29 protein-coding genes are annotated in these 26,209 nt (G+C 44.2%); 9 read left to right on the top strand and 20 right to left on the bottom strand.

From position 1 onward, the window contains the following. Positions 1–42: 42 nt before the first annotated feature. The 3 genes from ACT6R0_RS05720 to lpdA form a co-directional block, all read right to left on the bottom strand. Positions 43–585 carry a nuclear transport factor 2 family protein gene (locus ACT6R0_RS05720; protein ID WP_444652115.1) on the bottom strand — a complete coding sequence of 181 codons (543 nt, stop codon included), beginning with the start codon at positions 583–585 and terminating at the stop codon, positions 43–45. A 99-nt stretch (positions 586–684) separates the two neighbouring features. Next, complete coding sequence (locus tag ACT6R0_RS05715) at positions 685–1,458, bottom strand: class I SAM-dependent methyltransferase (protein ID WP_444652114.1); 774 nt, start codon at positions 1,456–1,458, stop codon at positions 685–687. A 300-nt stretch (positions 1,459–1,758) separates the two neighbouring features. After that, on the bottom strand, positions 1,759–3,147 hold the full coding sequence (gene lpdA / locus ACT6R0_RS05710; RefSeq protein WP_444652113.1) for a dihydrolipoyl dehydrogenase: 1,389 nt from the start codon (positions 3,145–3,147) through the stop codon (positions 1,759–1,761). A 155-nt stretch (positions 3,148–3,302) separates the two neighbouring features. On the opposite strand from lpdA, the gene ACT6R0_RS05705 reads away from it, so the two are divergent. Further along, complete coding sequence (locus ACT6R0_RS05705) at positions 3,303–5,093, top strand: DUF6119 family protein (RefSeq protein ID WP_444652111.1); 1,791 nt, start codon at positions 3,303–3,305, stop codon at positions 5,091–5,093. Between the two features lie 70 nt (positions 5,094–5,163). On the opposite strand, the gene ACT6R0_RS05700 is transcribed toward ACT6R0_RS05705, so the two are convergent. From ACT6R0_RS05700 to truA, 3 genes are read right to left on the bottom strand one after another with little or no spacing between them, the layout of a single operon-like run. Continuing rightward, positions 5,164–5,469 (bottom strand): hypothetical protein, encoded by a 306-nt coding sequence (locus tag ACT6R0_RS05700; RefSeq protein WP_444652109.1) that lies wholly within the window; start codon positions 5,467–5,469, stop codon positions 5,164–5,166. 26 nt (positions 5,470–5,495) lie between these two features. After that, entirely contained in the window at positions 5,496–7,259 is a 1,764-nt protein-coding gene (locus ACT6R0_RS05695) for an ABC transporter ATP-binding protein (RefSeq protein ID WP_444652107.1), read from the bottom strand. Positions 7,260–7,274: 15 nt separating this feature from the next. Beyond that, on the bottom strand, positions 7,275–8,009 hold the full coding sequence (gene truA, locus ACT6R0_RS05690; protein ID WP_444652105.1) for a tRNA pseudouridine(38-40) synthase TruA: 735 nt from the start codon (positions 8,007–8,009) through the stop codon (positions 7,275–7,277). Positions 8,010–8,127: 118 nt separating this feature from the next. Here truA and ACT6R0_RS05685 point away from each other — a divergent pair, with 118 nt between their 5' ends. After that, on the top strand, positions 8,128–8,625 hold the full coding sequence (locus tag ACT6R0_RS05685) for a metallophosphoesterase family protein (protein ID WP_444652103.1): 498 nt from the start codon (positions 8,128–8,130) through the stop codon (positions 8,623–8,625). On the opposite strand, the gene ACT6R0_RS05680 is transcribed toward ACT6R0_RS05685, so the two are convergent. From ACT6R0_RS05680 to ACT6R0_RS05670, 3 genes are all read right to left on the bottom strand, one after another. Further along, entirely contained in the window at positions 8,622–9,230 is a 609-nt protein-coding gene (locus ACT6R0_RS05680) for a hypothetical protein (protein ID WP_444652102.1), read from the bottom strand. The two genes, ACT6R0_RS05685 and ACT6R0_RS05680, sit on opposite strands and share 4 nt — an antisense overlap. 1 nt (position 9,231) lies before the next feature. Continuing rightward, positions 9,232–9,861 (bottom strand): hypothetical protein, encoded by a 630-nt coding sequence (locus tag ACT6R0_RS05675; RefSeq protein WP_444652100.1) that lies wholly within the window; start codon positions 9,859–9,861, stop codon positions 9,232–9,234. Positions 9,862–9,974: 113 nt separating this feature from the next. Further along, positions 9,975–10,397, bottom strand: coding sequence for a DUF4293 domain-containing protein (locus ACT6R0_RS05670; RefSeq protein WP_444652098.1), 423 nt, complete (start codon positions 10,395–10,397; stop codon positions 9,975–9,977). 186 nt (positions 10,398–10,583) lie between these two features. Between ACT6R0_RS05670 and rho the strand changes: the two genes are divergently transcribed. Next, the gene (rho, locus tag ACT6R0_RS05665) at positions 10,584–12,431 is read left to right on the top strand and encodes a transcription termination factor Rho (protein ID WP_444652097.1); all 1,848 of its coding nucleotides are present in this window, start codon (positions 10,584–10,586) and stop codon (positions 12,429–12,431) included. Between the two features lie 85 nt (positions 12,432–12,516). Here rho and ACT6R0_RS05660 read toward each other — a convergent pair whose 3' ends face one another. Together ACT6R0_RS05660 and ACT6R0_RS05655 are read right to left on the bottom strand one after the other, a co-directional pair. Next, positions 12,517–13,161, bottom strand: a complete 645-nt coding sequence (locus ACT6R0_RS05660) for a hypothetical protein (protein WP_444652095.1) — start codon at positions 13,159–13,161, stop codon at positions 12,517–12,519. An 85-nt stretch (positions 13,162–13,246) separates the two neighbouring features. Next, on the bottom strand, positions 13,247–13,771 hold the full coding sequence (locus ACT6R0_RS05655; RefSeq protein ID WP_444652093.1) for a GNAT family N-acetyltransferase: 525 nt from the start codon (positions 13,769–13,771) through the stop codon (positions 13,247–13,249). Between the two features lie 27 nt (positions 13,772–13,798). Here ACT6R0_RS05655 and ACT6R0_RS05650 point away from each other — a divergent pair, with 27 nt between their 5' ends. After that, positions 13,799–14,893 (top strand): serine hydrolase domain-containing protein, encoded by a 1,095-nt coding sequence (locus tag ACT6R0_RS05650; RefSeq protein ID WP_444652091.1) that lies wholly within the window; start codon positions 13,799–13,801, stop codon positions 14,891–14,893. Here the strand turns inward: ACT6R0_RS05650 and ACT6R0_RS05645 are convergent, their stop codons facing one another. From ACT6R0_RS05645 to ACT6R0_RS05625, 5 genes are all read right to left on the bottom strand, one after another. Further along, the gene (locus ACT6R0_RS05645; RefSeq protein WP_444652090.1) at positions 14,894–15,064 is read right to left on the bottom strand and encodes a hypothetical protein; all 171 of its coding nucleotides are present in this window, start codon (positions 15,062–15,064) and stop codon (positions 14,894–14,896) included. Between the two features lie 32 nt (positions 15,065–15,096). Further along, complete coding sequence (locus ACT6R0_RS05640) at positions 15,097–16,173, bottom strand: DNA topoisomerase IB (RefSeq protein ID WP_444652088.1); 1,077 nt, start codon at positions 16,171–16,173, stop codon at positions 15,097–15,099. A 3-nt stretch (positions 16,174–16,176) separates the two neighbouring features. Next, positions 16,177–16,485: a hypothetical protein gene (locus tag ACT6R0_RS05635; RefSeq protein WP_444652086.1), complete on the bottom strand. Its 309-nt coding sequence runs from the start codon at positions 16,483–16,485 to the stop codon at positions 16,177–16,179. 160 nt (positions 16,486–16,645) lie between these two features. Continuing rightward, the gene (locus ACT6R0_RS05630) at positions 16,646–17,512 is read right to left on the bottom strand and encodes a bestrophin family protein (protein ID WP_444652084.1); all 867 of its coding nucleotides are present in this window, start codon (positions 17,510–17,512) and stop codon (positions 16,646–16,648) included. A 98-nt stretch (positions 17,513–17,610) separates the two neighbouring features. Then, positions 17,611–17,934, bottom strand: a complete 324-nt coding sequence (locus ACT6R0_RS05625; RefSeq protein WP_444658690.1) for a hypothetical protein — start codon at positions 17,932–17,934, stop codon at positions 17,611–17,613. A gap of 153 nt (positions 17,935–18,087) precedes the next feature. On the opposite strand from ACT6R0_RS05625, the gene ACT6R0_RS05620 reads away from it, so the two are divergent. After that, complete coding sequence (locus ACT6R0_RS05620; protein WP_444652080.1) at positions 18,088–18,417, top strand: hypothetical protein; 330 nt, start codon at positions 18,088–18,090, stop codon at positions 18,415–18,417. A 77-nt stretch (positions 18,418–18,494) separates the two neighbouring features. On the opposite strand, the gene ACT6R0_RS05615 is transcribed toward ACT6R0_RS05620, so the two are convergent. Continuing rightward, positions 18,495–20,276, bottom strand: a complete 1,782-nt coding sequence (locus tag ACT6R0_RS05615) for an AMP-dependent synthetase/ligase (RefSeq protein ID WP_444652079.1) — start codon at positions 20,274–20,276, stop codon at positions 18,495–18,497. Between the two features lie 135 nt (positions 20,277–20,411). Here ACT6R0_RS05615 and ACT6R0_RS05610 point away from each other — a divergent pair, with 135 nt between their 5' ends. Next, positions 20,412–22,337 (top strand): LTA synthase family protein, encoded by a 1,926-nt coding sequence (locus ACT6R0_RS05610; RefSeq protein ID WP_444652077.1) that lies wholly within the window; start codon positions 20,412–20,414, stop codon positions 22,335–22,337. After that, on the top strand, positions 22,334–22,921 hold the full coding sequence (locus tag ACT6R0_RS05605; protein ID WP_444652076.1) for a dual specificity protein phosphatase family protein: 588 nt from the start codon (positions 22,334–22,336) through the stop codon (positions 22,919–22,921). Before ACT6R0_RS05610 ends, ACT6R0_RS05605 begins: the two co-directional genes overlap by 4 nt. Positions 22,922–23,049: 128 nt before the next feature. Here the strand turns inward: ACT6R0_RS05605 and ACT6R0_RS05600 are convergent, their stop codons facing one another. The 3 genes from ACT6R0_RS05600 to ACT6R0_RS05590 all read right to left on the bottom strand — a co-directional run bounded on the left by ACT6R0_RS05600 (position 23,050) and on the right by ACT6R0_RS05590 (position 25,115). Continuing rightward, positions 23,050–23,898 carry a hypothetical protein gene (locus ACT6R0_RS05600; protein ID WP_444652075.1) on the bottom strand — a complete coding sequence of 283 codons (849 nt, stop codon included), beginning with the start codon at positions 23,896–23,898 and terminating at the stop codon, positions 23,050–23,052. Positions 23,899–23,965: 67 nt separating this feature from the next. After that, positions 23,966–24,880 carry an alpha/beta fold hydrolase gene (locus tag ACT6R0_RS05595; protein WP_444652073.1) on the bottom strand — a complete coding sequence of 305 codons (915 nt, stop codon included), beginning with the start codon at positions 24,878–24,880 and terminating at the stop codon, positions 23,966–23,968. Between the two features lie 49 nt (positions 24,881–24,929). Continuing rightward, entirely contained in the window at positions 24,930–25,115 is a 186-nt protein-coding gene (locus ACT6R0_RS05590; protein WP_444652071.1) for a hypothetical protein, read from the bottom strand. A gap of 110 nt (positions 25,116–25,225) precedes the next feature. Between ACT6R0_RS05590 and ACT6R0_RS05585 the strand changes: the two genes are divergently transcribed. Together ACT6R0_RS05585 and ACT6R0_RS05580 are read left to right on the top strand one after the other, a co-directional pair. Continuing rightward, positions 25,226–25,720 (top strand): hypothetical protein, encoded by a 495-nt coding sequence (locus ACT6R0_RS05585; protein ID WP_444652069.1) that lies wholly within the window; start codon positions 25,226–25,228, stop codon positions 25,718–25,720. Positions 25,721–25,725: 5 nt separating this feature from the next. Next, positions 25,726–26,208, top strand: a complete 483-nt coding sequence (locus ACT6R0_RS05580; protein ID WP_444652068.1) for a hypothetical protein — start codon at positions 25,726–25,728, stop codon at positions 26,206–26,208. Position 26,209: the final 1 nt, after the last annotated feature.

The raw sequence follows: 26,209 nt of genomic DNA, 5'->3' as shown, positions 1-26,209 counted from the left end.
TAAAAGAATTATAACGCGGCGCTAAGGATCGTTTAGCCGCTATCATGCTTTAACATGCACAGCATTGTTTATCAGTGCTTGCTGGGCATTGGTAGGCACCAATGTAAAACTTAAAAAGTCCAAGATCCATACGCCATCTTTTTTTACGGCATGGCTTACAAGTCTCCACGGAATTTCAGGGCTTACAAGGTCCATTTTATATTGCTCTACTATAACGGCGCTATTGCCATCTTCGGCAACACGTATCTGGCGGAGGTCTACCGTATAGGCAATTGTGCCTATTGTAGGATCGTTGAGGAATTCGGCCATTTCCTGCGCATAGGCATCGCGGTTATGCATCTCGCTTGGGTCGGTGCCACAGTACAGCCCGTTCGGGTCAAGCAGGTTTTTAAAGTCGTTGGCTTTCTTATTTTTTAGTGCACTATGAAAGCTGTCCATCAGGGCCACGAGCTCGGTCTTCAGCGTTTCAAGGTCCGAAGGCTTGCCTTTCGTGGTTTCGGTTGTTTCAGTAATTGTTGTTTTTTGCTCACAGGCTGTTGTAAAAGCCATTAGTACCAGTCCACATAGGAGTATGTTTTTCTTCATTGGATGATAAAATTTAGGGCTAAAATAAGGATTTTTTATGTTTTGAATAATTGGTATCGATGCCCTAATTATTATTTGATCCGATAAATATAGAATAGATCAGTTTTTCACGAGAATGGCGAGGCTCGTAATATTAGAATTAAGCTTAGTGTTCCATGGCAACTCACCAAATGGGATAACATGAGCCTTCATACCTTCTTTTATAAGGCGGTTAACTGCAAGGTAAGGTCCCGGTATTACATTCCCGTTCGACCATAAAGGCTTCATGTCGGGGAAATAATCGTGCAGGAGTATAATGCCGTTTTTATTAAGAAGGTTCAATGCCATGGGGATCTCGCGGTATACAACATCTGACTGGTGGCTGCCGTCAAGGAAAATGAGGTCAAAACGCTCATTGCAGCTTTCTGCAAAAGGAATGGACGGGCTGTTTACGAATTTAACAAAATCATGGAACCCACTCTTAGTGATATTTTGGAGCGGTGAAAATTTAGTGCCAAATTTCAGCCATCTTTTCCCGGCCTCATCGTTTACATCCAGAATATCTACCGTTGTGAGTTTTGCATTTGTGCCGTGCACTGTATTAAGGGCTGAAGCAATTTGCAGTGTTGATGCCCCCACGTGTGTACCGATCTCTAGAACAGAGAACGGCCTGAATTTGTTTATGATGTAAAATAATGCTCTCCTGTCGCCTTTATTAACACCTCCCGAAGTTTCGGGGAAAAGGAAAGCCTCGAGGCCGACTTTTGCTTCATCCCAGCTTTTCCTGAGTTCGGGATCTTCAAATATCTCTTTCAGCCTCACATTGTCTGCGCCTAAAAGATCATCTGTATCGCAATGGATCTTGTTTACCGAATGAAGATGCTTTTTCTCCATGAAAGAGCGATATCTTCTTAAAAAATAGCTTTTGACTTTCATATATAAAGGATTTTAAGCTAATGTAGTGAAAATGTGATAATTATATCATCAGTATTTTGAAATATTTTATTTTTTCATCATAATTAATAATATTAATTCAACAAAATTTTGCAAACCCCTTTGTCTATCGGGTTTTTGATGTTTGACCGAAAGAGAAAATATATGTTATAACTAATTACATTAAAATAAATATCCGCCCTGAGAATTTCAAAGCGGATCTAAATTATTTACGAGTGCAGCTCGATCTACAATTTGAAATTATATATGTATCACCTCATCATACGCAGCGGCGGCAGCTTCCATGATCGCCTCGCTCATAGTAGGGTGGGGGTGAACTGATTTGATGATCTCGTGGCCTGTAGTCTCAAGTTTCCTTGCTACAACGGCTTCAGCGATCATGTCGGTAACGCCGGCGCCTATCATGTGGCAGCCCAGCCATTCGCCGTACTTCGCATCAAATATTACTTTTACGAAACCGTCAGGCGTACCGGCAGCTTTTGCCTTTCCGGATGCGGTGAACGGGAACTTGCCTATCTTCAGTTCGTAGCCTTTCTCTTTAGCCTGCTTTTCGGTAAGGCCGACCGAAGCGATCTCTGGCGTAGCATACGTACAGCCAGGTATGTTGCCATAGTCAAGCGGCTCTACATGCAGGCCTGCGATCTTCTCTACGCAAAGGATGCCCTCTGCCGATGCAACGTGTGCCAAAGCCTGTCCGGGAACGATGTCGCCGATAGCATAATAGCCCGGTATGTTCGTTTGGTAATAAGAATTCACCAATACTTTATCCCTGTCGGTAGCGATGCCCACTTCCTCTAGGCCAATGTTCTCGATATTCGATTTGATGCCCACAGCCGAAAGCAGGATATCCGCCTCAAGGATTTCTTCACCTTTCGCAGTCTTTACGGTAGCTTTTACGCCATTGCCAGATGTGTCTACTTTCTCAACCGATGAGTTGGTCATGATCGTGATACCCGACTTTTTAAGGGAACGCTCAAATTGCTTGGAGATGTCCTCATCTTCAACCGGAACAATGTTGGGCATAAATTCAACAACAGTAACTTTTGTACCCATTGAATTGTAAAAATGCGCAAATTCAACGCCTATAGCACCAGAGCCAACAACTATCATCGACTTCGGCTGCTCCGGCAGTACCATTGCCTGGCGGTAACCAATTACTTTTTTGCCATCCTGCGGCAGGTTTGGCAGCTCGCGGGAGCGTGCACCCGTAGCGATAATAATATGGTCGGCGCTTAGTTCGGTAGTTTTGCCGTCTTTATCGGTAACGTCCATTTTCTTGCCCGGCTTCAGTTTGCCCGTGCCTTCTATAACGTCGATTTTATTTTTTTTCATCAGGAACTGGATGCCTTTGCTCATGTCCGAAGCTACGCCACGGCTGCGCGCGATCACAGCGCCAAAATCCTTGTCAAATTCAGTAACGGTAAGCCCGTAATCGGAAGCATGTTTCAGGTAGTCAAAAACCTGCGCGCTTTTAAGCAGCGCCTTGGTAGGTATACACCCCCAGTTAAGGCAGATGCCGCCGAGGCTTTCTTTTTCCACAATAGCTGTCTTCAAGCCTAACTGTGAAGCCCTTATGGCTGCAACGTAGCCGCCCGGGCCGCTTCCTAAAACAATAACATCGTATTTCATCAGTATATAATTTGCTGTTTACATTCGTGGTACGAAAATAAGTATAATTTTGGAAAGGTGGAAATGTTTGGGATAGATTGCTATCGTAATAATTATAGATATAAAATTGAAATATGTTAATTTTTTTTTAAATTCACATAACAAAATAATGGATAATGGAAGAAAATTTCGAAAATAAACAATATGAGATCAAAATTTTTCAAATTGATCGCAGTCACTACGAATTTAGAAATTTAGGCTTAGCTGAAAATCATAGGATAATCAATTATGTTGTTAACGAACACAGGAAAAAGGTTGAGAACACAAAAGATTTGAATGTTGAAATTTATCCTACTGAAATAGACGATGTCGGGTTTTATGTTTACCTGTATAACGAAACTGAAAAAGACTCATACTGGAAAAGTTTTATACCAAAAGAACTTTCACAAAATTTAGACTTTAGAATCCTACAATTGTCATTTGTATTGTTTGCCAGTATAGATCAAAATATTTATGCTATTGTTGGAGGAGGTGGAAGCAGGGTAATAATAAGGTATCAAAATCACAGGTTTGGTTTAGATTTTTTTGAATACATTACTGACTTAAATGAAGATGTTATTTCTATTGAAGTTAGGGGTATTTCAGGTAAACTTACAAAAAGAGCTGATATATTTAAAGATGGATTAAAACTGATTGACGTTTTAAACTTCACAAATATACCTTCCAAAATCAATCTCATTCTTAAAAAAGAAATTAAAGATACTTTATTCGATTTCATAGATTTTGGAGAGAGAAGCACTGTGCTTGAAATAAGTTCCTATTTTAATATAAAACACAAAATTGAGTTCGAAAGTCTCACTATGCTGTTAAAGAAGATTAACGAGGTTTCGCAGTCTGATCATAAAAAATCACTGACATCATTTATTGAAGTTAAAGATAAATTTTTAATTGAAAATTCATATCGTAATCAACTAATATTGATTTTATTTGAAAATATGATGGATAGATATTCACCTGCAAAGTCTGACTATCCAAAAAAGCTTGATATTGAATTTGTACATCCATCACTTATTAAGGAATTTTATGAAGCTGAGGAATATGTTTACAAATTCAAAGGTGACAAAAATGGATATAAATTTTATGATAGGAAGAATTTATTTTTAGAAGGGTTGAAGCTTATTTATGAAAAGTTGGAAAATGTAACTTTATTTGAATTTACTAAAATAGTTTCAGGATTACATTTGTACGGGATGAGAAAAAATGAAACTCTATGTCATTCTGTTTTTTTAAATCATATAGTTTGTGAAATTAATGTTGAAAACAGACCCATTTTTCAAATTGATTCGAGATGGTATAAGGTAGATGATAATTTTACAGATTCTATTAATAATATTTGTGATCAAATGCTTGAAAATAATTATTTAAATGGGAAAGTTTTATATCATTTATGGGATAATTATATAGAAAATGAAGATTCGTATAATAGGTTATACCATCTTGAAGAAAATTATTGGGTATTTGATAAAGCTATTAGCCAAAATATTGAATTATGCGATGTTATGTTTGAAGATGACTCAAATATTTATTTTATACATGTTAAAGATGGATTTGACGCAAAAATTAGAGATTTAAGTAATCAAATCCAGATATCAGCAAATCGATTTATGAATGAAAGAAATTCTGGAAAAACTGAATTTCTTTCGAAGGTAATTGATGCCTATAATCATAAAGCCGTTAATGCAGATAATTTAATCGATAAAGATGATTTTATCAAAAATGTTTTTGACCAAGGAAAGAGTTTTGTGTTTGTGATGGCTTTTCGATCAAATTTAAAAAAGCTAAATCAAATAAGAGGTAATGTTTCAAAAGCTGAATCGAATATTGCTAAATACTCTTTAATTCAATGTGTAAGGGAAATGAATACGCTGTCTTATCCAATAAAATTGTTTGAAATACTAAAATCATAACTTACTATTTCAACTTTCCGGCGTCTCTACAGCAAACTGCGAGTAATTCAAATTTTTATTAACAAAAAATTCAATTGTGGTTTGTACCCGGATGCTTGCTGACCCCCAGGCTGATCATGTATATAGCTATGGTATGGATCATCAATGTAGCGGCTACCACAATTGCAATAATAAATCCGGGCTCTGTCTCCGGTGCGTCATAAGGATATTGCGGGTCCACGAGGTTGAAAGGGAGCGAGAGCATAAACATAATGCCATCGTGTGCGATTACGGATGATGGCGATACCTCACTTTTCAGGCTGAAAATCCATGCCAGTATGGCCAAAACAATTTCGGTAAAGAAAACCAATATGAATATCTTTATAAATTGCTTCATACACGTTTGGTATCCCTATTTTGCTATTACGAAGTTTCCACCGCAAACTGCGAATAATACAAATTCTTATAGTACCCTTCCTCACGGTTGATGAGTTCATAATGCGTACCCGACTCTACGATCAGCCCCTTGTCCATCACGATGATCTTGTCGGCATTTACAATTGTGGCCAGTCGGTGGGCAATGACAATGGATGTCCTGCCTTCAGTGATCTTGTCGGTAGCTGTGCGTATCATTTCCTCGGAATGCGTATCAATGGATGAGGTCGCCTCGTCCAATATCAGGATGCTCGGGTTGCTTACATACGCCCTCAGGAATGCTATCAGCTGCCTTTGCCCGGAAGAAAGCATTACACCGCGCTCTTTTACGTTATAGTCATATCCTTCGGGAAGTGTCATGATGAAGTCGTGCACGCCTATGGCTTTAGCCGCAGTGATAACTTCTTCGCGCGAAATGGCCGGGTCGTTCAGGGTAATGTTATTCAGTATCGTATCGGCAAAAAGGAAAACGTCCTGCAGCACGATGCCTATCTGCCTGCGCAGGCTTTCCAGTGTAAATTCGTTAATGTCGGTGCCGTCGATGAAGATCTTCCCACTGTCAATTTCATAAAAGCGGTTCAGCAGGTTGATGATGGTCGATTTGCCCGCCCCCGTAGCGCCTACAATAGCTATGGTTTTGCCTGCGGCCACATTCAGGTTAATGCCTTTTATCACTTCCTCACCCGCTAGATAGCTGAAGCGTACATTATCAAATTGCAATTCACCTTTAAAATGCCCGGCTGTTTTGGTGCCCGACTGCTGTATCAGTTCCTCCATTTCCAAAAGTTCGAAAACACGGTCGGAGGCTACGATCCCCATCTGCATTTCGTTGAATTTATCAGCGATCTGCCTTAGCGGGTTGAACAGCATGCCTATGAACCAGATATACGCGAACAGGTCACCCGACGAGGTTACACTCTCACCATTCAGTATGCTCACGCTGCCGTACCAAATGATAAAACCAAGTGTGAGCGAAGATATCGTATCGGCAATTGGGAAGAAGATGGAGTTATACAAGATGTTCTTCTGCCAGGCATCGTTGTGCTTTTTATTGATCTGCTTGAATTTTTCGTATTCTATCTCCTCACGGTTGAAAAGCTGGACGATCTTCATGCCCGTAAGGCGCTCCTGCACGAATGTGTTGAGGTTGGCTACCTGCGCACGCACCTCTTCGAACGCGCCCTTCATTTTCTTTTGAAAGATCCGGGTGGCTACAACCAGTATCGGCATGGCAAGCATTACTACAATGGTCAGCTTCCAGTTCATGTAGAACATTACGCCCAGCACCACGATCATCTTCAATACATCGCTGATGATCATGAACAATCCCTGGCTGAATATCTTGGCGATGGACTCAATATCGAAAACCGTGCGTGTTACCAATCGCCCTACGGCCTCATTATCAAAAAATTTCATCCTGAAGCTCGTAATGTGCCCGAAAAGCTTCTCGCGTATGTCTTTTACAATGTCCTGCCCCAGCCAGTTGGCCCAATATACAAAGTAGAATTGCGAGGCCACTTCAAAAAGTAGCACCGCAGCCATTAGCAGTACAAAGTTCAGCAGGCCGCTTTCGTGCTTGTCGAGCAGGTAATCATCCACTGTCTGCTTGAGCAGGTAGGGGCGTATGGCGGCAAATATGGATAATGCAACAGCAAATACCACCACCCATACAAAGCGGGCCCTGTAGGGTTTGGCGAATTGCATTACCTTTTTTAATGATGTTTTATTCTTGTGTTTTTCTTTGGTTTCCATTGTAATATTAGTGGCTTAAAGGTACGGATAAATTACCTTGGTCAGGTATAATCCGTGCGCCGGCACCGAAAACCCTGCAAGGCCCCGGTCGCGGCTCTCTATTATGGCGCGTACGTCGTCAGTCGTTATTTTTCCCATTCCCACATTAACCAGCGTCCCTACAATGGCGCGCACCATATTACGCAAAAATCGGTCGGCGCTTATGGTAAACACCAGCCTTGTGCCGTGCTGCTGCCATTCGGCCTGCATTATTTTGCAGTTGAAGGTCTTCACATCGGTATGTGTTTTGGAGAAGCATTTAAAGTCTGTGTAGCCAAACAACACTTTGGCGGCCTCGTTCATCTTCTCCACGTCCAGGTGATGGAAGTTGTACCAGCTGCCCTCGTGCACAAACGCGTCTTTAAAGGTATGTATGTGGTATTCATACGTCCGCCGTACCGCGTCAAACCGCGCGTGCGCCTCATTATGCAGCGGGATAAAGCGGTACACCACAATGTCTTTCGGCAGGAATGAGTTCAGTTTTTTTATCAGCGTATCTGCATCGGTAATTTCCTCATGGTCAAAGTGCGCGTACATCTGTGTTGCATGCACACCGGTATCGGTACGTCCGGCGCCGGTTACGTCAATTTCCGTTCTGAGGAGGAGGGAAAGGGCTTTGTTCAGTGTTTCCTGTACCGACGGGCTATGCGGCTGGAACTGCCATCCGCAGTAATTTTTCCCGTTGTAAGCAAACTCTATAAAGTATCTCATAGCGTATGCAAAGATAAGGTTTTAGTTGTAAAGTCATAAAGTGTCAAAGTCATAAAGTGGCCGCACAGGCTAATTGATCAAAAGAACTTTCTAACTTTACCACTTTAAACTTTCTGACTTGAAAAAAATCCTCCTTCTTTCCGATACCCACAGTCATATCGACGATACCATCCTGAAATATGTAAGGCAGGCCGACGAGGTTTGGCACGCGGGCGACATAGGCAACCTTGCCGTGACCGACTCCATTAAGGCGGAAAAGCCTTTGCGCGCCGTATTCGGTAATATCGACGGCAATGAGGCGCGGATGGAATTCCCACTCAATAACCGCTTTTTTTGTGAAGGTATTGATGTATGGATCACACACATTGGCGGCTATCCCGGCAAGTACAACCCTGCCGTTCGTGAGGAGATCAGCAGTAAACCACCAAAACTTTTCATCTGTGGGCACTCGCATATACTCAAGGTACAGTTCGATCAAAAACTCAACCTGCTACATATGAACCCCGGCGCGGCGGGCATCAGCGGGCTGCATAAGGTTCGCACCATGCTCCGCTTTGAGATTGATGGCGACAAGATACAGAACCTTGAGGTGGTAGAGATAGGGAAGAGGTATTAGAATTTTATGCCGAACTGGATATTAAGCTGTTGCAAGGTGCCAAAAAAAGATCGGTATTCTGCATTTGTATCAGTGTCAGGAAATGAAACACAGTAATCCAGTCCCGCATAGACCCTAAAGCCGCCGGAAATCCTGTAGTCGACATCAAAGCCGGGAGAGAAGCCAACACCCGACTGCTGGCCATAGTTGGTAGAGTGCGTTTTTTGGCGTAGTGTCATATACGCGACAGAGAATTTAGGATTAAGATCCACCCTGTCTATTACCGGGATCTTATACAGCGCTTCAAGATAATAGTTGGCCATATTTGTGTTTTTTATATTGCCGGCAAGCGATGGGTCGGTCACATCATACTGGATGAATTCGTACCCGCCTATAATGTGCAGCTGCTCCCACGAGTAGAAAGTAACGGCAAATCCAAGACCCATTCTGCCGTCATTGGCTTTTGCCAGAACATTATCGCCTATGCCGTTGGGTATCAAATAATACATCCTGAAATATTCTTTCCGGCTTTCGGGCTTTTTGCGCTCCATGGGCTTCATAAGTTCCTCCTGCGACCATAACGAAACGCAACTCAGTACGGTAAGTGCTATAAATAACTTTTTCATGTTATTCTACATTAAAGGTTACATCGGTGTCACCAATTGGTATTTCCGTTTCAAGTACTGATCCGTTGGATAGCATATATTTTAGCGTAATTACCTGATCAGGGGCTACAAGTATATCGTTATTCGGCCAGGTAAAACCGTCTTCGGGAGTTTCGTTAAAGTTGTAGTCCACAAGGTTATTGGCAACAAGCCCGGTGAGTCCTATTTTTAAGGGCTGGATGCCATTAGGGAAATTGATGTGGAGCGTAACGGAATTTTCCGTTTCGTATAGCGCAGAAGTTCCAAAGTCGATCTTGAAATCCTCAAACTGTCCAAGGCCAATGTTGAATATCCCTGTACGTGATAAAGTGTTTTCATCGACGGATGAATTCACTATAACTTCAATATCGACCCTTTCATCAGGTTTGGGGAATATCATCAGGTAGCGACCGTTGCTGTCGGTAAAGTCATAGCTTATGATATCCATATCGGTGCTGTTGGATATTTGGGTACTGACTTTTACACCTTGCAGCGGCTGCCCGTCGGCTCCTGTTACACGTCCTTCAAAAACGAGCTTGGTCGCGCCGTCATAATCGATCCCGCAGCCTGAAAGAAAAAATGCACATAGCATTCCCGTTAATAGTTGTTTCATATTGTTGGTTTGTTTTATGAAAGATACACAAAAACAGAAAGGGTTGCTTTGGTGGCATAAAATAAAAGATCCCGCTTTGGCGGGATCTTTACGCACTAATAAACTAAGTAGGTTTACCTCAACCTGTCCACTGATTTTACGAGATCCTCATCCTTCTTGATGGCCTTGTTGGCAAGGCTCAAAAAAACGATAGAAACAATAGGGAGGAGCATCCCAATACCCTTCTCAGAAACGACTAACGCATGGTCGGTTTCTCCGGATATATTTAGCGACTGGTAAATAAATAACCCTAATAAAATTAAATTCAATATTATGTTCAGCCTGCCCATGACAAACTGGTTCTTCCTCTTTTTGTAAGTGAGTATACTAATGATGCTAAGCGTTGTGCTCAGCCCGAACAAAGCCACGTAGGCCAGGTTCCTGATAAAATAGTAATGCTCGCCGTTCTCTGTTGTCCATAATGGGAAAACAAAGGGAAGCACGCCCGTTGCCATAAAAGCAATTAATAGGTATATCGTCTGTATTCTCTGTATCATACTGCTGTGATCGCAGCACAAAAATATGTTTTCTTTTTAATAAATACTATTGTGCAGTAAAAATAAATTTGTAATATTGCAGTACAAAAGCGCAAGTGCTTCATTCTGCGAAGTATGCTTTTCCCCAACTAAAATTCCCTTTATCCATTTTGAGTTACGATACTAAATTTAACCAAGAAATTATTCATGTTTGATATTTCCGAATTGAAAGAAATGAAGCTTCCTGAGCTTCAGGAAATTGCAAAAAAAGCAAAGATTAGCAAATACAGAGGTTTAAAAAAGGAGGAACTTGTTTACCAGATATTAGACCACCAGGCAGCCAATCCAACACAAATAAAGCCACTTTTTGAAGATGCCGCACCTCAAGCGGAAGCCGCTCCCGCTATCACGGAAGAAAAGGCAAAACGCCAGCGCATCGTTAAAAATGCAGTTACTGAAGTAACACATGCCGCAATACCTGCACAGGAAGAGCCGGCAGCTGCTCCGGCGCCTGAAACGACAGAAGCTAAAGCTGATGAAAAACCGGCCCCGATAAAAATAGAACCTGTCATAAAGCCTCGTGTTGCAAAAGAGGTGCCTGTCGCCGAAGATACACCACGCCCAAAAGCTGAAGCTGAACCGCGCCAGCAAAGGAAGGCTGCCGACAGTAATGATGACAGAAAGGCGATCACGCCAGCCAACAATCAAAACCCAAGGCAGGAAAATCCCGCACAAAAAGCAAAGAGGATACTTACTGAAGAGGAAAGGCAGGCGCAGATAGAAAGGGCCAATGCCAATAACCCTAACCACCCAAGCTATAAGGGTAAGCAAAATGCCGACCAGCCCGCACAGGAAAAGACTGCTGCACCTGTAATTACACCGGTATCCCAGCCTGTCCAGAATAAAAAACAAAACTTCCGCGAGCCTGATTATGAGTTCGACGGTATAATAGAAAGTGAAGGGGTGCTTGAAATGATGCCTGACGGCTACGGCTTCCTTCGCTCTTCCGATTACAACTACCTTGCTTCCCCCGATGATATCTACCTTTCCAACTCGCAGGTGCGCCTTTTTGGCCTTAAAACAGGCGATACGGTAAAAGGCGTGGTGCGCCCGCCTAAAGAAGGTGAAAAATACTTCCCGCTGGTAAAGGTGAACAAGATCAACGGGCACGACCCGCAAGTAGTGCGCGACAGGGTTTCGTTTGAGCACCTGACGCCGCTTTTCCCTGATGAAAAATTCAATCTTGCCGACAGGCAGAGTACCATTTCTACACGCATCATCGACTTGTTCTCTCCAATAGGAAAAGGGCAGAGGGGAATGATCGTGGCACAGCCTAAAACGGGTAAAACAATGCTACTTAAGGACATTGCCAACTCGATAGCGGCCAATCACCCCGAAGTGTACCTTATCGTACTGCTTATAGACGAAAGGCCGGAAGAGGTTACCGACATGCAACGCAGTGTGAGGGGAGAGGTTATCGCCTCAACTTTTGATGAGCCTGCCGACCGTCACGTGAAGGTGGCCAACATCGTGCTCGAAAAAGCCAAGCGCCTTGTAGAGTGCGGCCACGATGTGGTTATCCTGCTCGATTCCATCACGCGCCTTGCCAGGGCTTACAACACCGTACAGCCTGCATCGGGTAAAGTATTGAGCGGTGGTGTGGATGCCAATGCATTACAGAAGCCAAAGCGCTTCTTTGGTGCGGCACGTAACATCGAGGGCGGCGGATCGCTAAGTATCATCGCCACAGCGCTTACCGATACCGGCTCTAAAATGGACGAGGTTATCTTTGAGGAATTCAAGGGTACGGGTAACATGGAACTCCAGCTCGACAGGAAGATCGCCAACAAGCGCATCTTCCCGGCCATCGACCTTACCTCATCGAGCACGCGCCGCGACGACCTGCTGCTTGATGCGAAGACCATACAGCGTATGTGGATCATGAGAAAATACCTTGCGGACATGAACCCGGTCGAGGCCATGGACTTCATCAACGACCGTTTCAAAAAGACGAGGAACAATGAAGAGTTCCTTATCTCCATGAACGATGGATAAAAGTTGATCAGGTGCTATTGGTGCCTGAGTTTATATAAAATGTAAAAAGCCCCGGTTGGGGCTTTTTGTATATATGTATTTAACATTATTCTTTTATAACCATTACTGAAGCCTTAAAGCCTGTAGCCAGGTTCCATTGGTGGTTGGAGATCACTTCGCCCTTGTCGTCAAAAACACGGAACTCGGCAGTATTAGGCCCTGATGTTCCCTGGTTGAGCGCTTCAAAATCGATCTTGTTAAAGCCTTCGTCCAGTGTCAGCTGTATTCCCCTGAAATCATTGTCAAGTGTCATGTCGGCCACGACGATACGGTCGTTTACCAGTACTTTTATCCTGTCGCCGTCGGCATATTCAAAGTCGCGCGCGAGTACTTGCACGAATTTAGTTTTAGTACGCACTTCGCCGAAATACTGGTTCCCTTTGTAGGCTTCACTCGATTCACCGCGTTGCTTTATCTCGACCCTGTCCTGGTATTCGCTGCTGCGGTTAACGAATTCATCTTTTTTGAACATGCTGAAATTACTTTGCTTCTCGCCAATTTGCGGAGTAGTGGCGTTGGTAGGCGCCTTTTCCCTATTGCGTGAAAAAGGGCTTGCTGCACTCATGGTAGGCGCGGCTTTTGGCACTTCAGATCTAGCGCGCGGAATGGCAATGCCGCCCGTTCCGCTATCCATTTGGGCGAACGCAGATGTAAATGCAAATCCTGCCAATAATGTAAAGAAGTATTTCATACTAAGCGTTCTTTAAAAACAAAGTAACAAAAATTTTGCCAGTTTATACATGAATGGGTTTACTGATAACGATTTGTACCTGATTTTATTTCAGCAAGATCTCCCATTGCTTTACGGGCTGCTCAAAACTTATGGAACCGGGAGTGGTCACATACTCTTTTACAAATGTAAATCCTGCCTTTTCAAGGGTTTTGTGAGGTGCAGGATTATTAGCAAACGGTTCGCTGTAAATTCGGTTCAGTCGCATATTGCCAAAATAATACGGTAGAGATAACCGCACCATTTCGGCGCCTATGCCAAGCCTTCGCATTTCGGGCTTCCAGATGTGCAGGTGCATCGCGCCTTCTTTACCAAAGGCCACTGGATTTAGATTACTATGCCCGAATGGCTTTCCATCAGCGTCCCATAGCAGCGCGTATGCCTTTTTTTCTTCGTAAGGAAGTGCCAATTGGTTTAGCAGCATTTGGGTAAATTGTTCACGCGTGTGCATCTTTTCAAGGTCAACGCCCATGCCTTTCAGGAAATCGCCCGAAGCTGTAAACCAGTACTCGGTGAACAGCGGAATATCTTTTTCATCCATTTCCCTTACCGATAAGATATTTTTGTCCATATTTGCTTTATTGATACCGCAATGATAATGAAAAAATATACTTGCCTGCCTGCCCTAGCGCTTGTTTTACTAATAACATCATCATGTAAGGTCGGCCGTTTCGCCTACTACAATTTCGCTAACATTACCGACCACAAGATATTTCCGGCCCGTACTGCCGAAGCCGATCCGGTACACTTCCATTTCGCGGAAGCGCCAATTCCCAAAGCGCCTAAAAAGCTGACCGTTGGAAACAGGGAAATGACGTTTGAAAATTTCCTGGAGCAAAACAGGACGGTCGCATTCATTATCATCCGGAATGACAGCATACAGTACGAGAACTATTTTAAAGGCTATAAGCAGGAGTCGGTAGTCGCATCGTTCTCTATGGCCAAGTCGGTCACCTCGATACTAATAGGTTGTGCCATTGACGACGGGCTTATAAAGTCGGTTGATGAGCCGATGGTTAATTATATACCCGAACTGGATCACGACGGCATGGAGAAAGTGACCATTGCGCACCTGCTCAACATGAAAAGCGGTATTAAGTTCAACGAAAGCTACGTGAACCCATTTGGCGACGCGGCCACGTTCTATTATGGGCGCAACCTCCGCAATGCAATAAAGAGAAGAAAGCCTGATAACGAACCGGGTAAGGAATATGCTTACAGCAGTGGTGATACCCAACTGTTGGGGCTGGTTTTGGAAAGGGCCCTGAAAGGCAAGACCATTACGGCTTACCTTGAAGAAAAACTATGGAAGCCGCTCGGGATGGAATATGATGCCACCTGGAGCCTTGATAAGGAGAAGGATGGCCTGGAGAAGACTTTCTGCTGCATCAATGCAAGGGCGCGCGATTTTGCCAAAATAGGAAGGCTATACCTCAATAAAGGCAACTGGAACGGCAGGCAGGTCGTAAGCCAGCAGTGGGTGGAGGAGTCAACAAGACCGGGAGCCGGAGGTGAAGGCTTTTATAAGTACCAATGGTGGCTGGAAGGCAACGGGACCTACATGGCCAAAGGGATCTTGGGGCAGTACATTTACGTTGATCCGTCGAAACACCTGCTCATCGTAAGGCTGGGCGAAGGGCACGGCGCGGTAGATTGGGAAAATCTATTCAATTCCCTTGCTGAAAAGTACTAATTATTTATTCCTGCCTGTACGGCTGTCCTCAGCATTCCAGTCGTCCGCACTGTTGTTCCGGTCACGCTCATCATCCCGGGTAATTTCTCCCGATCCTGAGTAGTGCGCGTTGTTATCTACTTTATCATCGGCACTGGTAGTGCCTTCAGATGGTTTCTTGTCGTCTTTCATAAATCTTTGTTTATCAGGTTTCCGGGCTATGCCTAAGCGATGACCTCGGCTATTTCTTCTTTAGTAAGGAGTTCTACAAGCATTTTTTCCTGTGCGTTCAGTTCTCCTTTAACAGGTTCATCATTGCAGATGTATTTTGAAATATTCCCTTTTTCGTAAGCAGCAATAACAGTAGGGTGCACGTAGTATTTTTTGCAAACGGTACGCGTATTCCCCAGTTTTTCGGCCACCGAATCCAACACTGATACGATCTTCTTCTTGCAATCGCTTTCGCTGGTAAATTCGCCCAGGTCGTTAAAAGCACACAGTGCGTTCAGGCTGCCCGCCCAGGCACGGAAGTCCTTGGCAGTAAAATCTTCACCCGATATCTCTTTGATGTAATTATTCACATCGGCAGATCCTATAGTGTGCCTTTTTCCATCGTCATCATAATACTGGAAAAGTTCCTGCCCCGGAATGTCCTTGCATTTTTTGACCAGGTTGGCCATGCGGCGGCTTTGTAGCTTTATCTTGTGCTTCACGCCTTTTTTGCCTACGAATTCAAAATACACCGTACTGCCGTCAAACTTTACGTGCTTGTCGCGCAATGTGGTAAGTCCGAACGAGCCGTAGAGCTTTTTATAGGCATCGTTACCTATCCTGATGTTGGTTAGTTCAATTAGCCGTACAACAAGCGCTACCACTTTTTCGTAAGGCAGGCCCTTACGCTCCAAGTCCTTATCCACCTGTTCGCGTATGTGTGGCAAACAATTGGCAAACCTGTGCAGGCGAAAGAATTTTGACTGGTTGCGTATTTTGTTCCAGTTGGGGTGGTAGCGGTATTGCTTGCGGCCGCGCTTGTCGATGCCTGTAACCTGCAGGTGTCCGTTCTCGAAGGGCGATATCCACACGTTCTCCCATGCAGGAGGTATTACAAGTTTCTTTATCCGGTCGATAGCCTCTTTTTCCCTGACCACTTTTCCCTCTTCATCAATATACGAAAAGCCGCTCCCTTTCCGCTTCCTGTAATAGCCTTTATCCGACTTTAAAGAATAGCGCAGGCCAACGGCTTTGGCGGTGACTATGGGATCTCTCCCTATCTTTTCGAGCTTTTTTTGGAGCCTGTTCATGCTTTACGATTGTTCTGCACGGCCTTTAATGCTCATGTCAAGCAATACTTTTGCAGCGCCATCTTCAGTAAAAGCTCCGGGGCTTACAACAAATACGCCTTTCTCTCCATTTTTCGACTTAATGCCATAAACGGTAGCTTCATCTCCGGGATCGCTCTCGCCTTCATATCGGTATATGTGCGAAATTTCAAAATCTTCGCAATGGTCCTTGATACGCTTTTCCTCCAGGTTAAAGTCAGTCGTATAGCCTTTTTCATTCAGTTCCTGCAACGCTTTAGATACCGTTGCATAATGATACATCTGTCTGTCCATGATATTTTCGTTTATGTTAGCTGTTTTATTTACTTTAAAATTACATATTTCAAAACAGGCTCGCAGCCAACGAAATGTTAAACATTTTCCGACAGAAATGTTTATGTGGAAAGATATCACGGTAGGATCAAAATGATCGTTAAGCTCTCAGAATATTATGTTAATAAATAAGCTCCTCAACATTTTTGCGGATGTTGTCGGCTATTTTTTCGAGTGGAAGGTCATTAGGGTCGGTGCCGAACGGGTCTTCGATCTCTTCAGCAATGAGCTCAAGGCTGGCTAATACATAAAAGATAAAAACCACCACAGGTATCACGAAATATCCAAGCTGGAATACATACCCAAACGGTAGTGTCATCACATAAAAGAAAATGAATTTTTTGATGAAGGCACTATATGAATAGGGGATAGGTGTATTCTTTATACGCTCGCACGCCCCACAGATCTCGAGGAAAGAGCGCAGTTCGTCATTGATAATGATAAGCTGGTCGCCGGTAAGCCTGCCATCCTTGTACATTTCGTCTACACGCGCCATGATGGTCTTTACGATCTGGTTGGGCTTGTGCTTATAATGGTCGGAGGGGAGGGTGGCATCGTCGAACAGCTCGTGGCTTATGTCGGCATTCTTCAGGTGGAGGTTCAGCACTGAGGCGAACCCGGGGATAAGCTTGCGCATGATCTCCTTGTCGGCGGGGTCCTTCAGCATTACAGCCATTTTTATGGCAAGGTTGCGGCTGTTATTGACCAAAGCTCCCCATAGCTTTCGGCCTTCCCACCAGCGGTCATAAGCGGTGTTGGTTCGGAACACAAGAAGCAATGATATCACGAAGCCCAGCATGGTATGCATCACCGTAATGTTCTTAACGTGGCTGCTGTCCGAAAGCTTCCAGTATTCTATCTCGAGCCATGCGATCCCGGCGGAATACAGTCCTATCCCAAACATTATCGGGATCAGCTTGCGGAATGTATCACCTTTATGGAAACGGAATATGAATGAAAACCACTCTTTGGGGTTGTAGGATATCATTGTTGTTTTTTCGGCAAATTAACGAAAAAAGTCAGGAAGTCTGAAGTTGAAGTTCAAAAGTACGAACACGGATGTCCTCTCTTTATATGGAAATAATACTATTTTTTCGCAAGTTCCCACTCCGCATTCATCAGTACGAATTGCGTACCCTTTGCCTGCTGCTTTTTCTTTGAAGCGGTTTTATTCTCGTTCTTTATCTTTACTTTTTTGAGTTCGCCGGTCACGTTCACAACTTTATCCAGGTATTTTTCCTCCCAGTGGTCAAGGCCATCAACATAGTAGGGTGTACCCGTGTCATCGAGCACTACGGCGCCGGCTTTGGCATCCGTCGCAATGCCCGTTATCCTAATCTTATCCTGAGTATCGATAGCCAAATTTCCCAACATGGCAGTCGAAAATAAAATATATAGCAATAGTTTCATGGATTGGTAAACGCTTATCTATCATAGTATCGTATAAAAATACAGAATTTTTTCACCAATTCTATTTAGTAGGAAAATAGTTAATTACATATTAAATAATTATTCGCATATTAAATTGATTTGTAAATTCACATAAATATTTAATGAATTCAGATGATGGAAAATTACTTTGTTGTATTACAGCTTCCCGGAAGGGGATTCGGATTGTCATCCAATACTAAGAATCCTAAGCATTTTTGGGGAAGGGCCGTTGATGCAATTGTTAGTGGTAAAGCTAAGATCGTAAGCAGGCGTAATGACACCGGAGTGTCAGAAGACCTAGCAAATCATACTAAGAAAGAAAAAAAACGGAAAACCTATGTGTTATTGAACCTTCGGTTGCGCAAACGTGAAGGGGAGTCATCCATCCTGCGGAAGGCGGCACGAAGCCTTGATGGAAAAAGTAGCGCTACAATTATAGATATGACAGATAAATCAGGCTGATCACTGCGGAGGCTGCTTGAGCATTATTAACATAAGCAGAAAAAAAAAACTCCCCATTCCGGGGAGTTTTTCAGTTTCTATTTATCACCTTCCCTGTATATCTTGTCATACAGTTTCTGGTACTTTTCTTTTATCGCTTTTCGCTTGAGCTTGAGGGTAGGGGTCATTTCGCCGCCGTCTACCGACCACAAATCCGGTGTGATCTCGAACTTTTTCACCTGTTCCCAGTGCCCGAACTTTTTGTTAACCTCGTCAATCTCTTCCTTGATACGGTCTTTTACTTCTTTGCTTTCGGCAATGGCCTTGTTGTCTGAAAGAGACAATCCCTTGCGCGATGCCCATTGCTTTACGAATTCAAAGTCAGGCTGGATGAAAGCTGCCGGCATTTTCTCTCCGTCGCCTATCACCATGATCTGTTCGATGAAGCGCGACTGCTTCATGGCGTTCTCGATCAGCTGCGGTGCGATGTACTTACCTCCGGATGTCTTGAACATTTCCTTTTTCCTGTCGGTGATCTTCAGGAAGCCGTCCTTATCAATGATGCCGATGTCGCCGGTATGGAAATAGCCATCCTTCAGCACCTCATCGGTCTTTTCCTTATCGTTAAGGTAGCCTATCATCACATTTGGCCCTTTGCAGAGTATCTCACCGTCTTCGGCTATCTTCACTTCAACACCATTTAGCGGCCTGCCTACTGTACCTATGCGGAACCCGCCGTTACGTTCATCATTTACCGCGATAACTGGCGAAGTCTCAGTTAAACCGTAGCCTTCCATTACCGGTATGCCTGCCGCTGCAAACACACGTGCAAGCCTCGGCTGTATGGCCGCGCTTCCTGATACCATTAGGCCAAGATTGCCGCCAAGCCCTGACTTCCATTTGGAGAAGATGAGTTTGCGAGCTATCCACAGCTTGAATCCATACCATGCACCATTCGCTCCATATGGTTCGTACTCAAGGCCTACTTCAACCGCCCAAAAGAACAGCTTGCGTTTTATCCCTGTCAGGTCAGCGCCTTTGGCTATGATCTTGTCGTATACTTTTTCCAGAAGCCTTGGTACGGCTGTTATCACAAAAGGCTTTACTTCCTTAATGTTATCGCTCACTTTCTCGATAGATTCGGCAAAATAGGTCGACACACCGTAATATTGGTACAGATATAATATCATCCTTTCGTAAATGTGGCAGATGGGAAGGAAGCTCAGCGCACGGCTGTTGCCCGACTCGAAAGGAACGCGTTCGGCGCTCATAAGCACATCCGAAACGATGTTCCTGTGCGAAAGCATTACGCCCTTAGGCCTTCCTGTAGTACCTGACGTATAAATTACAGTAGCCAGCTCATCTTCGGTAATGCTGTCCTTTATACGGTCTACCTCGTCCTGATTAGAAGTATCTTTGCCCAGTTCCAGTATCTCGTTCCAGCTTTTGCAGCCATTGATCGCATTGAATGAATAGATCTCCTTAAGCCCCGGTACTTTGTCACGGATGGACATGATCTTATTATACAGCTCCTGATCGGAAACAATGCAGTAGATGCATTCCGAATGGTTCAGGATATATTCATAATCGTCTTCGGTTATTGTAGGGTATACGGGGACATTTTGCGCTCCGGTTTGCAGCACGCCAACATCAACAATATGCCATTCGGTGCGGTTATTAGATGATATTACGGCTATTCTGTCATTCTTTTTCACGCCCATGCGTAAAAGCCCGCGCGAAAAAGCATTGGCCTTGTCCACATACTCCTGCGTAGAGGTTTTTACCCATTCCTCACCATACTTTGTCACCAGCGCATCACTCAGGCTGTACTTTTCGAGCTGGTAATATGGGAAATCGAATAAACGTTTAATGTCTTGCATGTTTTATATGTTTGTTCCTGCAAATTATGAAAAAAATGCTTATTAATATTCAAATATGTAAATAAATGCGGTCGAAAGTACTAAATTTCTTAATTTAGCCTCTTCTTAATTTCGTGTTAAATCCATACGTTCCAAATGAATAACACTTTCAGGCTTCAGGAATACAAAGCGCTGTTGTATCGCCTATTTCTGGCATATTTTTTCTACTTCATTGTAAGGCTGCTGTTTTTAGCTTACAACTACGACCTGCTCAATGTAGCATCTGTTGGCGACTACCTTACCTTATATTACCATGGCCTGGCCTTTGATACCACCGCCATACTGTATACAAACCTCTTGTTCATACTCTTCTCGATACTCCCTTTCACGATCAATTCGGGGAAAGGCTACCAGACTTTCCTGATGTGGCTGTATTTTGTGACCAACCTCATAGCGTATGCGACTAATTTTAGCGACTTCATTTATTACCGCTACATCTATGCCCGGACTACCGTTGCGGTTATCGATGTAATAAAGAATGAGGACCAAGCCAACCTTTTAGGGCGTTTCCTGATAAGCTACTGGCACGTGTTCCTGCTGTTCATTGTTACGGCATTGGCGTGGGTATGGTTATATAATAGGGTTAAAGTAAAAGATGCAGATAAACCTTCTAATAAGTTGAAATACTTTACTATTTCAGCTGTTGCATTTGTGTTTACAGGAACGATGATCGTGGGTGGCATACGTGGTGATTTCAAGAAAAGCACACGTCCTATCAATATCATCGATGCCAACCGCCATGTGGAAAGACCCGAGCATGCCGACCTGGTGCTTAATACACCTTTTTCGATTATCAGGACATTTAATGCCACCAGCTTCAAGAAAGTACATTTTGTTGATGAAAGCGTAATAGAGGAGAATTTCCACCCCATAAAGCATTATGCCAACAACCAGAGAACGACGCCCAACATCGTGCTTATCATTACAGAGAGCCTGGGCCGTGAATACTGGGGCTGCATGAACCAAAACCGTAACATTCCCGGATTTGTGAGTTACACACCGTTCCTCGATTCATTGGCACAGCACAGCCTGATATTCGATAACAGCTATGCCAACGGCAGCAAATCGATACATGGTATGTCATCGATACTGGCGGGCATACCTTCGTTCAAGGATGCCTTTACCTCATCACCCTATCCGAAACAGAAAATTCAATCGCTGGTGTCAACCCTTGAAGAAATGGGTTATGATACGTCATTTTTCCACGGTGCGCCAAATGGGTCGATGGGCTTCCAGGGCTTTGGCAATATCCTTGGCTTTGACCATTATTATGGAAAGACGGAATATAACAATGATGATGACTTCGATGGATCGTGGGGCATTTGGGACGAACCGTTCCTGCAGTTCATGAAAACCACGCTCGATAAAAAGAAGGAGCCGTTCTTTGGCACGATTTTTACAGTATCCTCGCACGAGCCGTATGTGGTGCCTGACAAGTATAAAGGCAAATTCCCAAAAGGTACTGTGCCTATCCACCAAACGGTAGGCTACACGGACTATTCGTTTAAAAAGTTCTTTGAGGCCGCGAAAAGATCGCCATGGTACAGCAATACCATTTTCATTATTACGGCCGACCACGGTAACCAGATCGCATATGAAGAGTATCGCAAAGTGCTTAACCGCCACGCTACGCCGATACTCATCTTTAAGCCGGATGGAAGCCTAAAGGGCGTTGACAGTTCATTGAGCCAGCAGATCGACATTTACCCAACGATACTGGACCTGATCGGCTACGACAAGCCGTTCCTAAGCTGGGGCAGGAGCCTGGTGGGTGATAAGCAGGTACAGCCGTATGTGATAAGTTTCAACGGGAACAGGTATTTATTCCAGCGCGGTAATTATATTTGCGCTTTCGACGGCAGCAAAGCTATTGGCTTCTATGATATTAACGACAAAGGCTTGGAGAAGAACCTGATCGATAAGAAGAATAAGGAAATGGAAGATGCCGAGACAGCCTGTAAGGCGTTTTTGCAGGACTATTTCGAAAGGATAATGGACAAAAAATTATACTATAAAAAATGATAAAGAAGATACTGATCGTAGTAGGTGTGATCGTTCTCATTGGTGTGGGCAAGTATGTTTATGATGTGAACATCGACCATAACTTTGAGCCGGTGGTGGAAGGAAAAGTATACCGTTCCGGTACCATTCCGCCCGATGAACTGCCGGAATACATCAAAAAATATAACATTAAGAGCGTGGTCGACCTTCGCAGGCCGGGTACTAAGGACCTTGTGAACAACCCTGAGGTGAGCAAGGAACTTTTGCAGGAAAAGTCAGCCGTTGAAAGCGTTCCCGGCACTAATTACTTTGATGTAGGCTCTGAACAGATACCGGACCAGGCAGTATTGGACAAGTATTTTGCTGTGATGGACGATCCAAACAATTATCCCGTACTGGTACACTGTTACCATGGGGAGGGAAGAGCGCCGCTGTTCGGGGCCATATATAAGATAGAATATGAAGGCACCCCGAATGAGCAGGCCCGAAAAGAAGCACGATGGTTTGCCGACCTTTGCGTGTTCAATGCCGAAAGATCCAAGGGAAAATACCTATTGAATTATAAAACGAGGAAGCAGTTGGAGGCACAAAAAGGCGGCAATTAACCGGAACTTTCAATGCTATTAAAGATATGCGAACGCCCTCATGGGCGTTCGTTTTTTATTAAGGCTTTTTGATATGTATCTTTAAGGATCTCGATACTAAAAATGACTGAATAAACAGATCAAACTTTTCACCATCCGGTAATGAAAAGCTTCCTCGCTGCTTTTTCCCCGCACTTTTGGTGGGTATTATAGGCTTTGGCGGCACGGGTTCGTATTTGCTCGTTTGTCTCGCCGGCAAGGTAACCGGTTATGGCATCATGAATGGTATAGGCTTCGGGAGCCATAAGATGCGAGGTCCATACCAGCGGATCTACATTCGCATGCTCCAAATGCGGCCCGAAATACATTTTGCTAAAACAGGCGAGTATGATCACATCCCTTTTCTTTTTGTCGGTATTTTTATAAGTTTCGTCCAGCTCAAAATCCATTAGCCCGTCGTGGCCTATGTACCCGAGCAATTGCGCGTTGCCACCAATGCCTATCGTTTTATCTTCGATGGTAATTGCATCTTTTCTTTTTCCGGCACTGCTGTTGAGGAAATCCTGCGTGCATTGCTTTATATACTGGCCGTCATAAGCATCGGCAACAAGGTATTGATCAGGTTTGGCAGCATGCCTGAATACTATGCGCTCCAGTATGTCCCCGCCCGACTTTGTCGATCTCAGGAACTTCCATTCCTTGCTCTTTTTGAAGTAGGTTCGTATGCCATACCCACATCCCCAGTACAGGTTACTGTTCGGGTCCTGGCCGTTGCCAATGCCTGCCGGGACGGGGACAATGCCCTGGTACTTGTTATCGCACAATGCCACGAATATATGTATGGTTTTGGTGAGCGTGTCGAAAGGTACGGTTTGTTCTGCCCTGGTTTTTTCAGGTTGGGCCGATGTCGGCTTTTTTTCAGGCACAGCATCTTTTTTGCATCCCAGCGAGATGATAACTATAGTTGCAAAAGCGGTTTTAAGGTAGTTGAAAGCCATTGGGTTGGTGTTTACCTTTCAACGCTGCTACAGCTATTAATATTGCAGAGCTAACCTAGACCCCCTGTCATCTTTTGTGGCAGGTTTGATACAGGTCCCGCAAAGCCTTCGCCACGAGTTCAGGATCTTGGTGATGTATACCGTGGCTATATCCGGGCAGCAGTATCAGGCTGCTGTTTTGATTGTGGGCGATCATGTCGGAATAGTGGTTATTGCGCAGCCGGTCGTACTCCTTCCACCATATATCAAGGTTAATGTTCAGCTTCAGGTCTGTATTCATCTGCACTTGCGATGGCTCAGTAGGTTTAGCGTATGATATGATAACGGTGACAGGTATATTTTTCAATGGTGGGAGAGCCGTGTATTCTCCAAAGAAGACTGAGTTCATGGTCTTCAATTCTCTTTGTGCCTCATTACGAACTCCTTCACCAGTATTGCTGTCATTTGCGATTTGGTTAAATAGTATTCGCATAAGGCCAATGTAGCCTGTAGTGCTGCCGCTGGCTTTTTTGGCCTGCTCATCTTCAGCAGTAGTCAGCATAAAGTCGGTAGGGTCAATAAACAGCAGTCCGCACACTTCATCCGGATAGGTCGCCGCATACAGCCTGATGAATGGCCCGCCCAACGAATGCCCGACCAGCAGATAAGGCGGCGCGACTTTGGCTGCTGACAGCAGTTCATGGAGTTGCTTTACCACATCGGTATCTGTTCTAACCGCTGTATCAATTGCTGACTCCCCCAAGCCATTACGGTCATAGGCGAAATAGGGAATATCCGGCAGCAATCGTATCAAAGGGGCAAAGCTGCCACCACCGGACCCAAACCCTGCTTCGTAAACTACAATTGGTTCGCCCGGTTCCCTTTTTTCTGCAGATGAGGTCTTAAATGCTAATTTGGTTTTGCCGACGGTAATGAATTGGGACTGCTGTGCGAATGCCGTAAAAGAAAGCACACAGCACATGAGTAATACATTGATCTTCATTATTTTGATTTGATTGATGATGCTGCAAATTAAGCCTTTTTCCAATAGGTTAGCGCACCATCGAGAAAAATAAGAATACTATAAGCACTACTATCACGAAGATGGCTCGTAGTGTATACATGCGGACGTTGCGTGACCTGTCGTGTTCCCACAGCCGTTTGCGGCTCTGTTTTACAGAGAGCAGGAGTGTTAGCAGGAATATGATCCCGAGTAGCGGGAGATATTTATACAGCATGGCTATTTGATCAGGGCAAAAGTACAGCATTTGTTCACTTTAGCAAACTTGTATTTTTCTTGTGAGAAATTTTCTATATTTACATTACCAACTAAACCAACCTAAAAATTATGAGGACCTGCATTCGTTGCGGACATGCTATTTCTGAGCACACCATTAATTGCCCTTCCTGTGGCGCCAGCCAGGGCATTACCAAGCGTCCGCCACAAGCATACGACGACACATTTCTAAAAGTACTCTGTATCCTTACCATTGTCGGTGCATCATTAGCCCTGCTTTCAGGGGCAATGACGTGGGGCAATATATCCGGTATGACAGCAGCCCACCGTACATTCCAGATGTTAGGGATACTTGCCGCTATCGGTAAACTTACCGGGGCGATCCTGATGCTGCAAAAGCGGCTCACAGGACTTTACATTTATACGGCCGCATCGGTCGGGAACATGCTGCTGACGCTGGCCATGGCCTTTGGGTTCGACGTGATCCCTAAGGACGACAAGGTCCCGCAACTATTCATAACGATATCCGTAGTCATGGGCATTGCCATATCGCTTGCATTCCTTATCATGTACTGGCTGAATGTTAACAGAAGATCGCTATCTTAGAGTCTATGGAAAAATGCATACGATGTAACACACCGCTCGAAGCCGGCACCAATTTTTGCCCGACATGCGGCACGGACCAACGTTTTACTATTGGCTCGAAGCAAAGCAGCACGCTACTCATCGTGCTGTCCATACTAACGATCATCGGATCAGTGTTCCAGCTGTTCCGAGGTATGCTGTATGAACTCGTTGCCGCTGCTGATAACAACAGCGAATACATACGTGGATGGATATACTCGATCACAGCAATCATGACAATCATCGGCGCAATAATGATGCTTATGAAACACCTGAAAGGCCTCTATGTGTACACTGTTGGGCAAGCGATCTACATCCTGACGTGCTTTTGGGCCACATCTGTTTACATGAACGACCCTGATTTTGGCGGCGAAGGCATTGTGATCGCCATCTCGTCACTGTTTATCATCCCGGCCATCATCTTCCTGATAATGTTTTGGACCGAAGAGTGTAAAAGGGTGTTGAGGTAAG

Source organism: Flavobacterium sp., assembly GCF_052437795.1.
In the GTDB taxonomy this organism is placed as follows: Bacteria; Bacteroidota; Bacteroidia; order Flavobacteriales; family Flavobacteriaceae; genus Flavobacterium.
The sequence above is the reverse complement of the archived record's forward strand: the minus strand, read 5'-3'. Positions and strand labels throughout refer to the sequence as shown.

What these genes read in the sequence shown, in the direction of transcription:
- ACT6R0_RS05675 (WP_444652100.1), bottom strand. Translation starts at nt 9,861, where the DNA reads ATGAAACAACTATTAACGGGAATGCTATGTGCATTTTTTCTTTCAGGC.
- ACT6R0_RS05630 (WP_444652084.1), bottom strand. Translation starts at nt 17,512, where the DNA reads ATGATATCCTACAACCCCAAAGAGTGGTTTTCATTCATATTCCGTTTC.
- ACT6R0_RS05625 (WP_444658690.1), bottom strand. Translation starts at nt 17,934, where the DNA reads ATGAAACTATTGCTATATATTTTATTTTCGACTGCCATGTTGGGAAAT.
- truA (WP_444652105.1), bottom strand. Translation starts at nt 8,009, where the DNA reads ATGAGATACTTTATAGAGTTTGCTTACAACGGGAAAAATTACTGCGGA.
- ACT6R0_RS05670 (WP_444652098.1), bottom strand. Translation starts at nt 10,397, where the DNA reads ATGATACAGAGAATACAGACGATATACCTATTAATTGCTTTTATGGCA.
- ACT6R0_RS05635 (WP_444652086.1), bottom strand. Translation starts at nt 16,485, where the DNA reads ATGGACAGACAGATGTATCATTATGCAACGGTATCTAAAGCGTTGCAG.
- ACT6R0_RS05615 (WP_444652079.1), bottom strand. Translation starts at nt 20,276, where the DNA reads ATGCAAGACATTAAACGTTTATTCGATTTCCCATATTACCAGCTCGAA.
- ACT6R0_RS05700 (WP_444652109.1), bottom strand. Translation starts at nt 5,469, where the DNA reads ATGAAGCAATTTATAAAGATATTCATATTGGTTTTCTTTACCGAAATT.
- ACT6R0_RS05650 (WP_444652091.1), top strand. Translation starts at nt 13,799, where the DNA reads ATGAAAAAATATACTTGCCTGCCTGCCCTAGCGCTTGTTTTACTAATA.
- ACT6R0_RS05655 (WP_444652093.1), bottom strand. Translation starts at nt 13,771, where the DNA reads ATGGACAAAAATATCTTATCGGTAAGGGAAATGGATGAAAAAGATATT.
- ACT6R0_RS05580 (WP_444652068.1), top strand. Translation starts at nt 25,726, where the DNA reads ATGGAAAAATGCATACGATGTAACACACCGCTCGAAGCCGGCACCAAT.
- ACT6R0_RS05680 (WP_444652102.1), bottom strand. Translation starts at nt 9,230, where the DNA reads ATGAAAAAGTTATTTATAGCACTTACCGTACTGAGTTGCGTTTCGTTA.
- ACT6R0_RS05610 (WP_444652077.1), top strand. Translation starts at nt 20,412, where the DNA reads ATGAATAACACTTTCAGGCTTCAGGAATACAAAGCGCTGTTGTATCGC.
- ACT6R0_RS05595 (WP_444652073.1), bottom strand. Translation starts at nt 24,880, where the DNA reads ATGAAGATCAATGTATTACTCATGTGCTGTGTGCTTTCTTTTACGGCA.
- ACT6R0_RS05715 (WP_444652114.1), bottom strand. Translation starts at nt 1,458, where the DNA reads ATGGAGAAAAAGCATCTTCATTCGGTAAACAAGATCCATTGCGATACA.
- ACT6R0_RS05660 (WP_444652095.1), bottom strand. Translation starts at nt 13,161, where the DNA reads ATGAAATACTTCTTTACATTATTGGCAGGATTTGCATTTACATCTGCG.
- ACT6R0_RS05695 (WP_444652107.1), bottom strand. Translation starts at nt 7,259, where the DNA reads ATGGAAACCAAAGAAAAACACAAGAATAAAACATCATTAAAAAAGGTA.
- ACT6R0_RS05640 (WP_444652088.1), bottom strand. Translation starts at nt 16,173, where the DNA reads ATGAACAGGCTCCAAAAAAAGCTCGAAAAGATAGGGAGAGATCCCATA.
- rho (WP_444652097.1), top strand. Translation starts at nt 10,584, where the DNA reads ATGTTTGATATTTCCGAATTGAAAGAAATGAAGCTTCCTGAGCTTCAG.
- ACT6R0_RS05620 (WP_444652080.1), top strand. Translation starts at nt 18,088, where the DNA reads ATGATGGAAAATTACTTTGTTGTATTACAGCTTCCCGGAAGGGGATTC.
- ACT6R0_RS05590 (WP_444652071.1), bottom strand. Translation starts at nt 25,115, where the DNA reads ATGCTGTATAAATATCTCCCGCTACTCGGGATCATATTCCTGCTAACA.
- ACT6R0_RS05585 (WP_444652069.1), top strand. Translation starts at nt 25,226, where the DNA reads ATGAGGACCTGCATTCGTTGCGGACATGCTATTTCTGAGCACACCATT.
- lpdA (WP_444652113.1), bottom strand. Translation starts at nt 3,147, where the DNA reads ATGAAATACGATGTTATTGTTTTAGGAAGCGGCCCGGGCGGCTACGTT.
- ACT6R0_RS05720 (WP_444652115.1), bottom strand. Translation starts at nt 585, where the DNA reads ATGAAGAAAAACATACTCCTATGTGGACTGGTACTAATGGCTTTTACA.
- ACT6R0_RS05705 (WP_444652111.1), top strand. Translation starts at nt 3,303, where the DNA reads ATGGAAGAAAATTTCGAAAATAAACAATATGAGATCAAAATTTTTCAA.
- ACT6R0_RS05645 (WP_444652090.1), bottom strand. Translation starts at nt 15,064, where the DNA reads ATGAAAGACGACAAGAAACCATCTGAAGGCACTACCAGTGCCGATGAT.
- ACT6R0_RS05605 (WP_444652076.1), top strand. Translation starts at nt 22,334, where the DNA reads ATGATAAAGAAGATACTGATCGTAGTAGGTGTGATCGTTCTCATTGGT.
- ACT6R0_RS05600 (WP_444652075.1), bottom strand. Translation starts at nt 23,898, where the DNA reads ATGGCTTTCAACTACCTTAAAACCGCTTTTGCAACTATAGTTATCATC.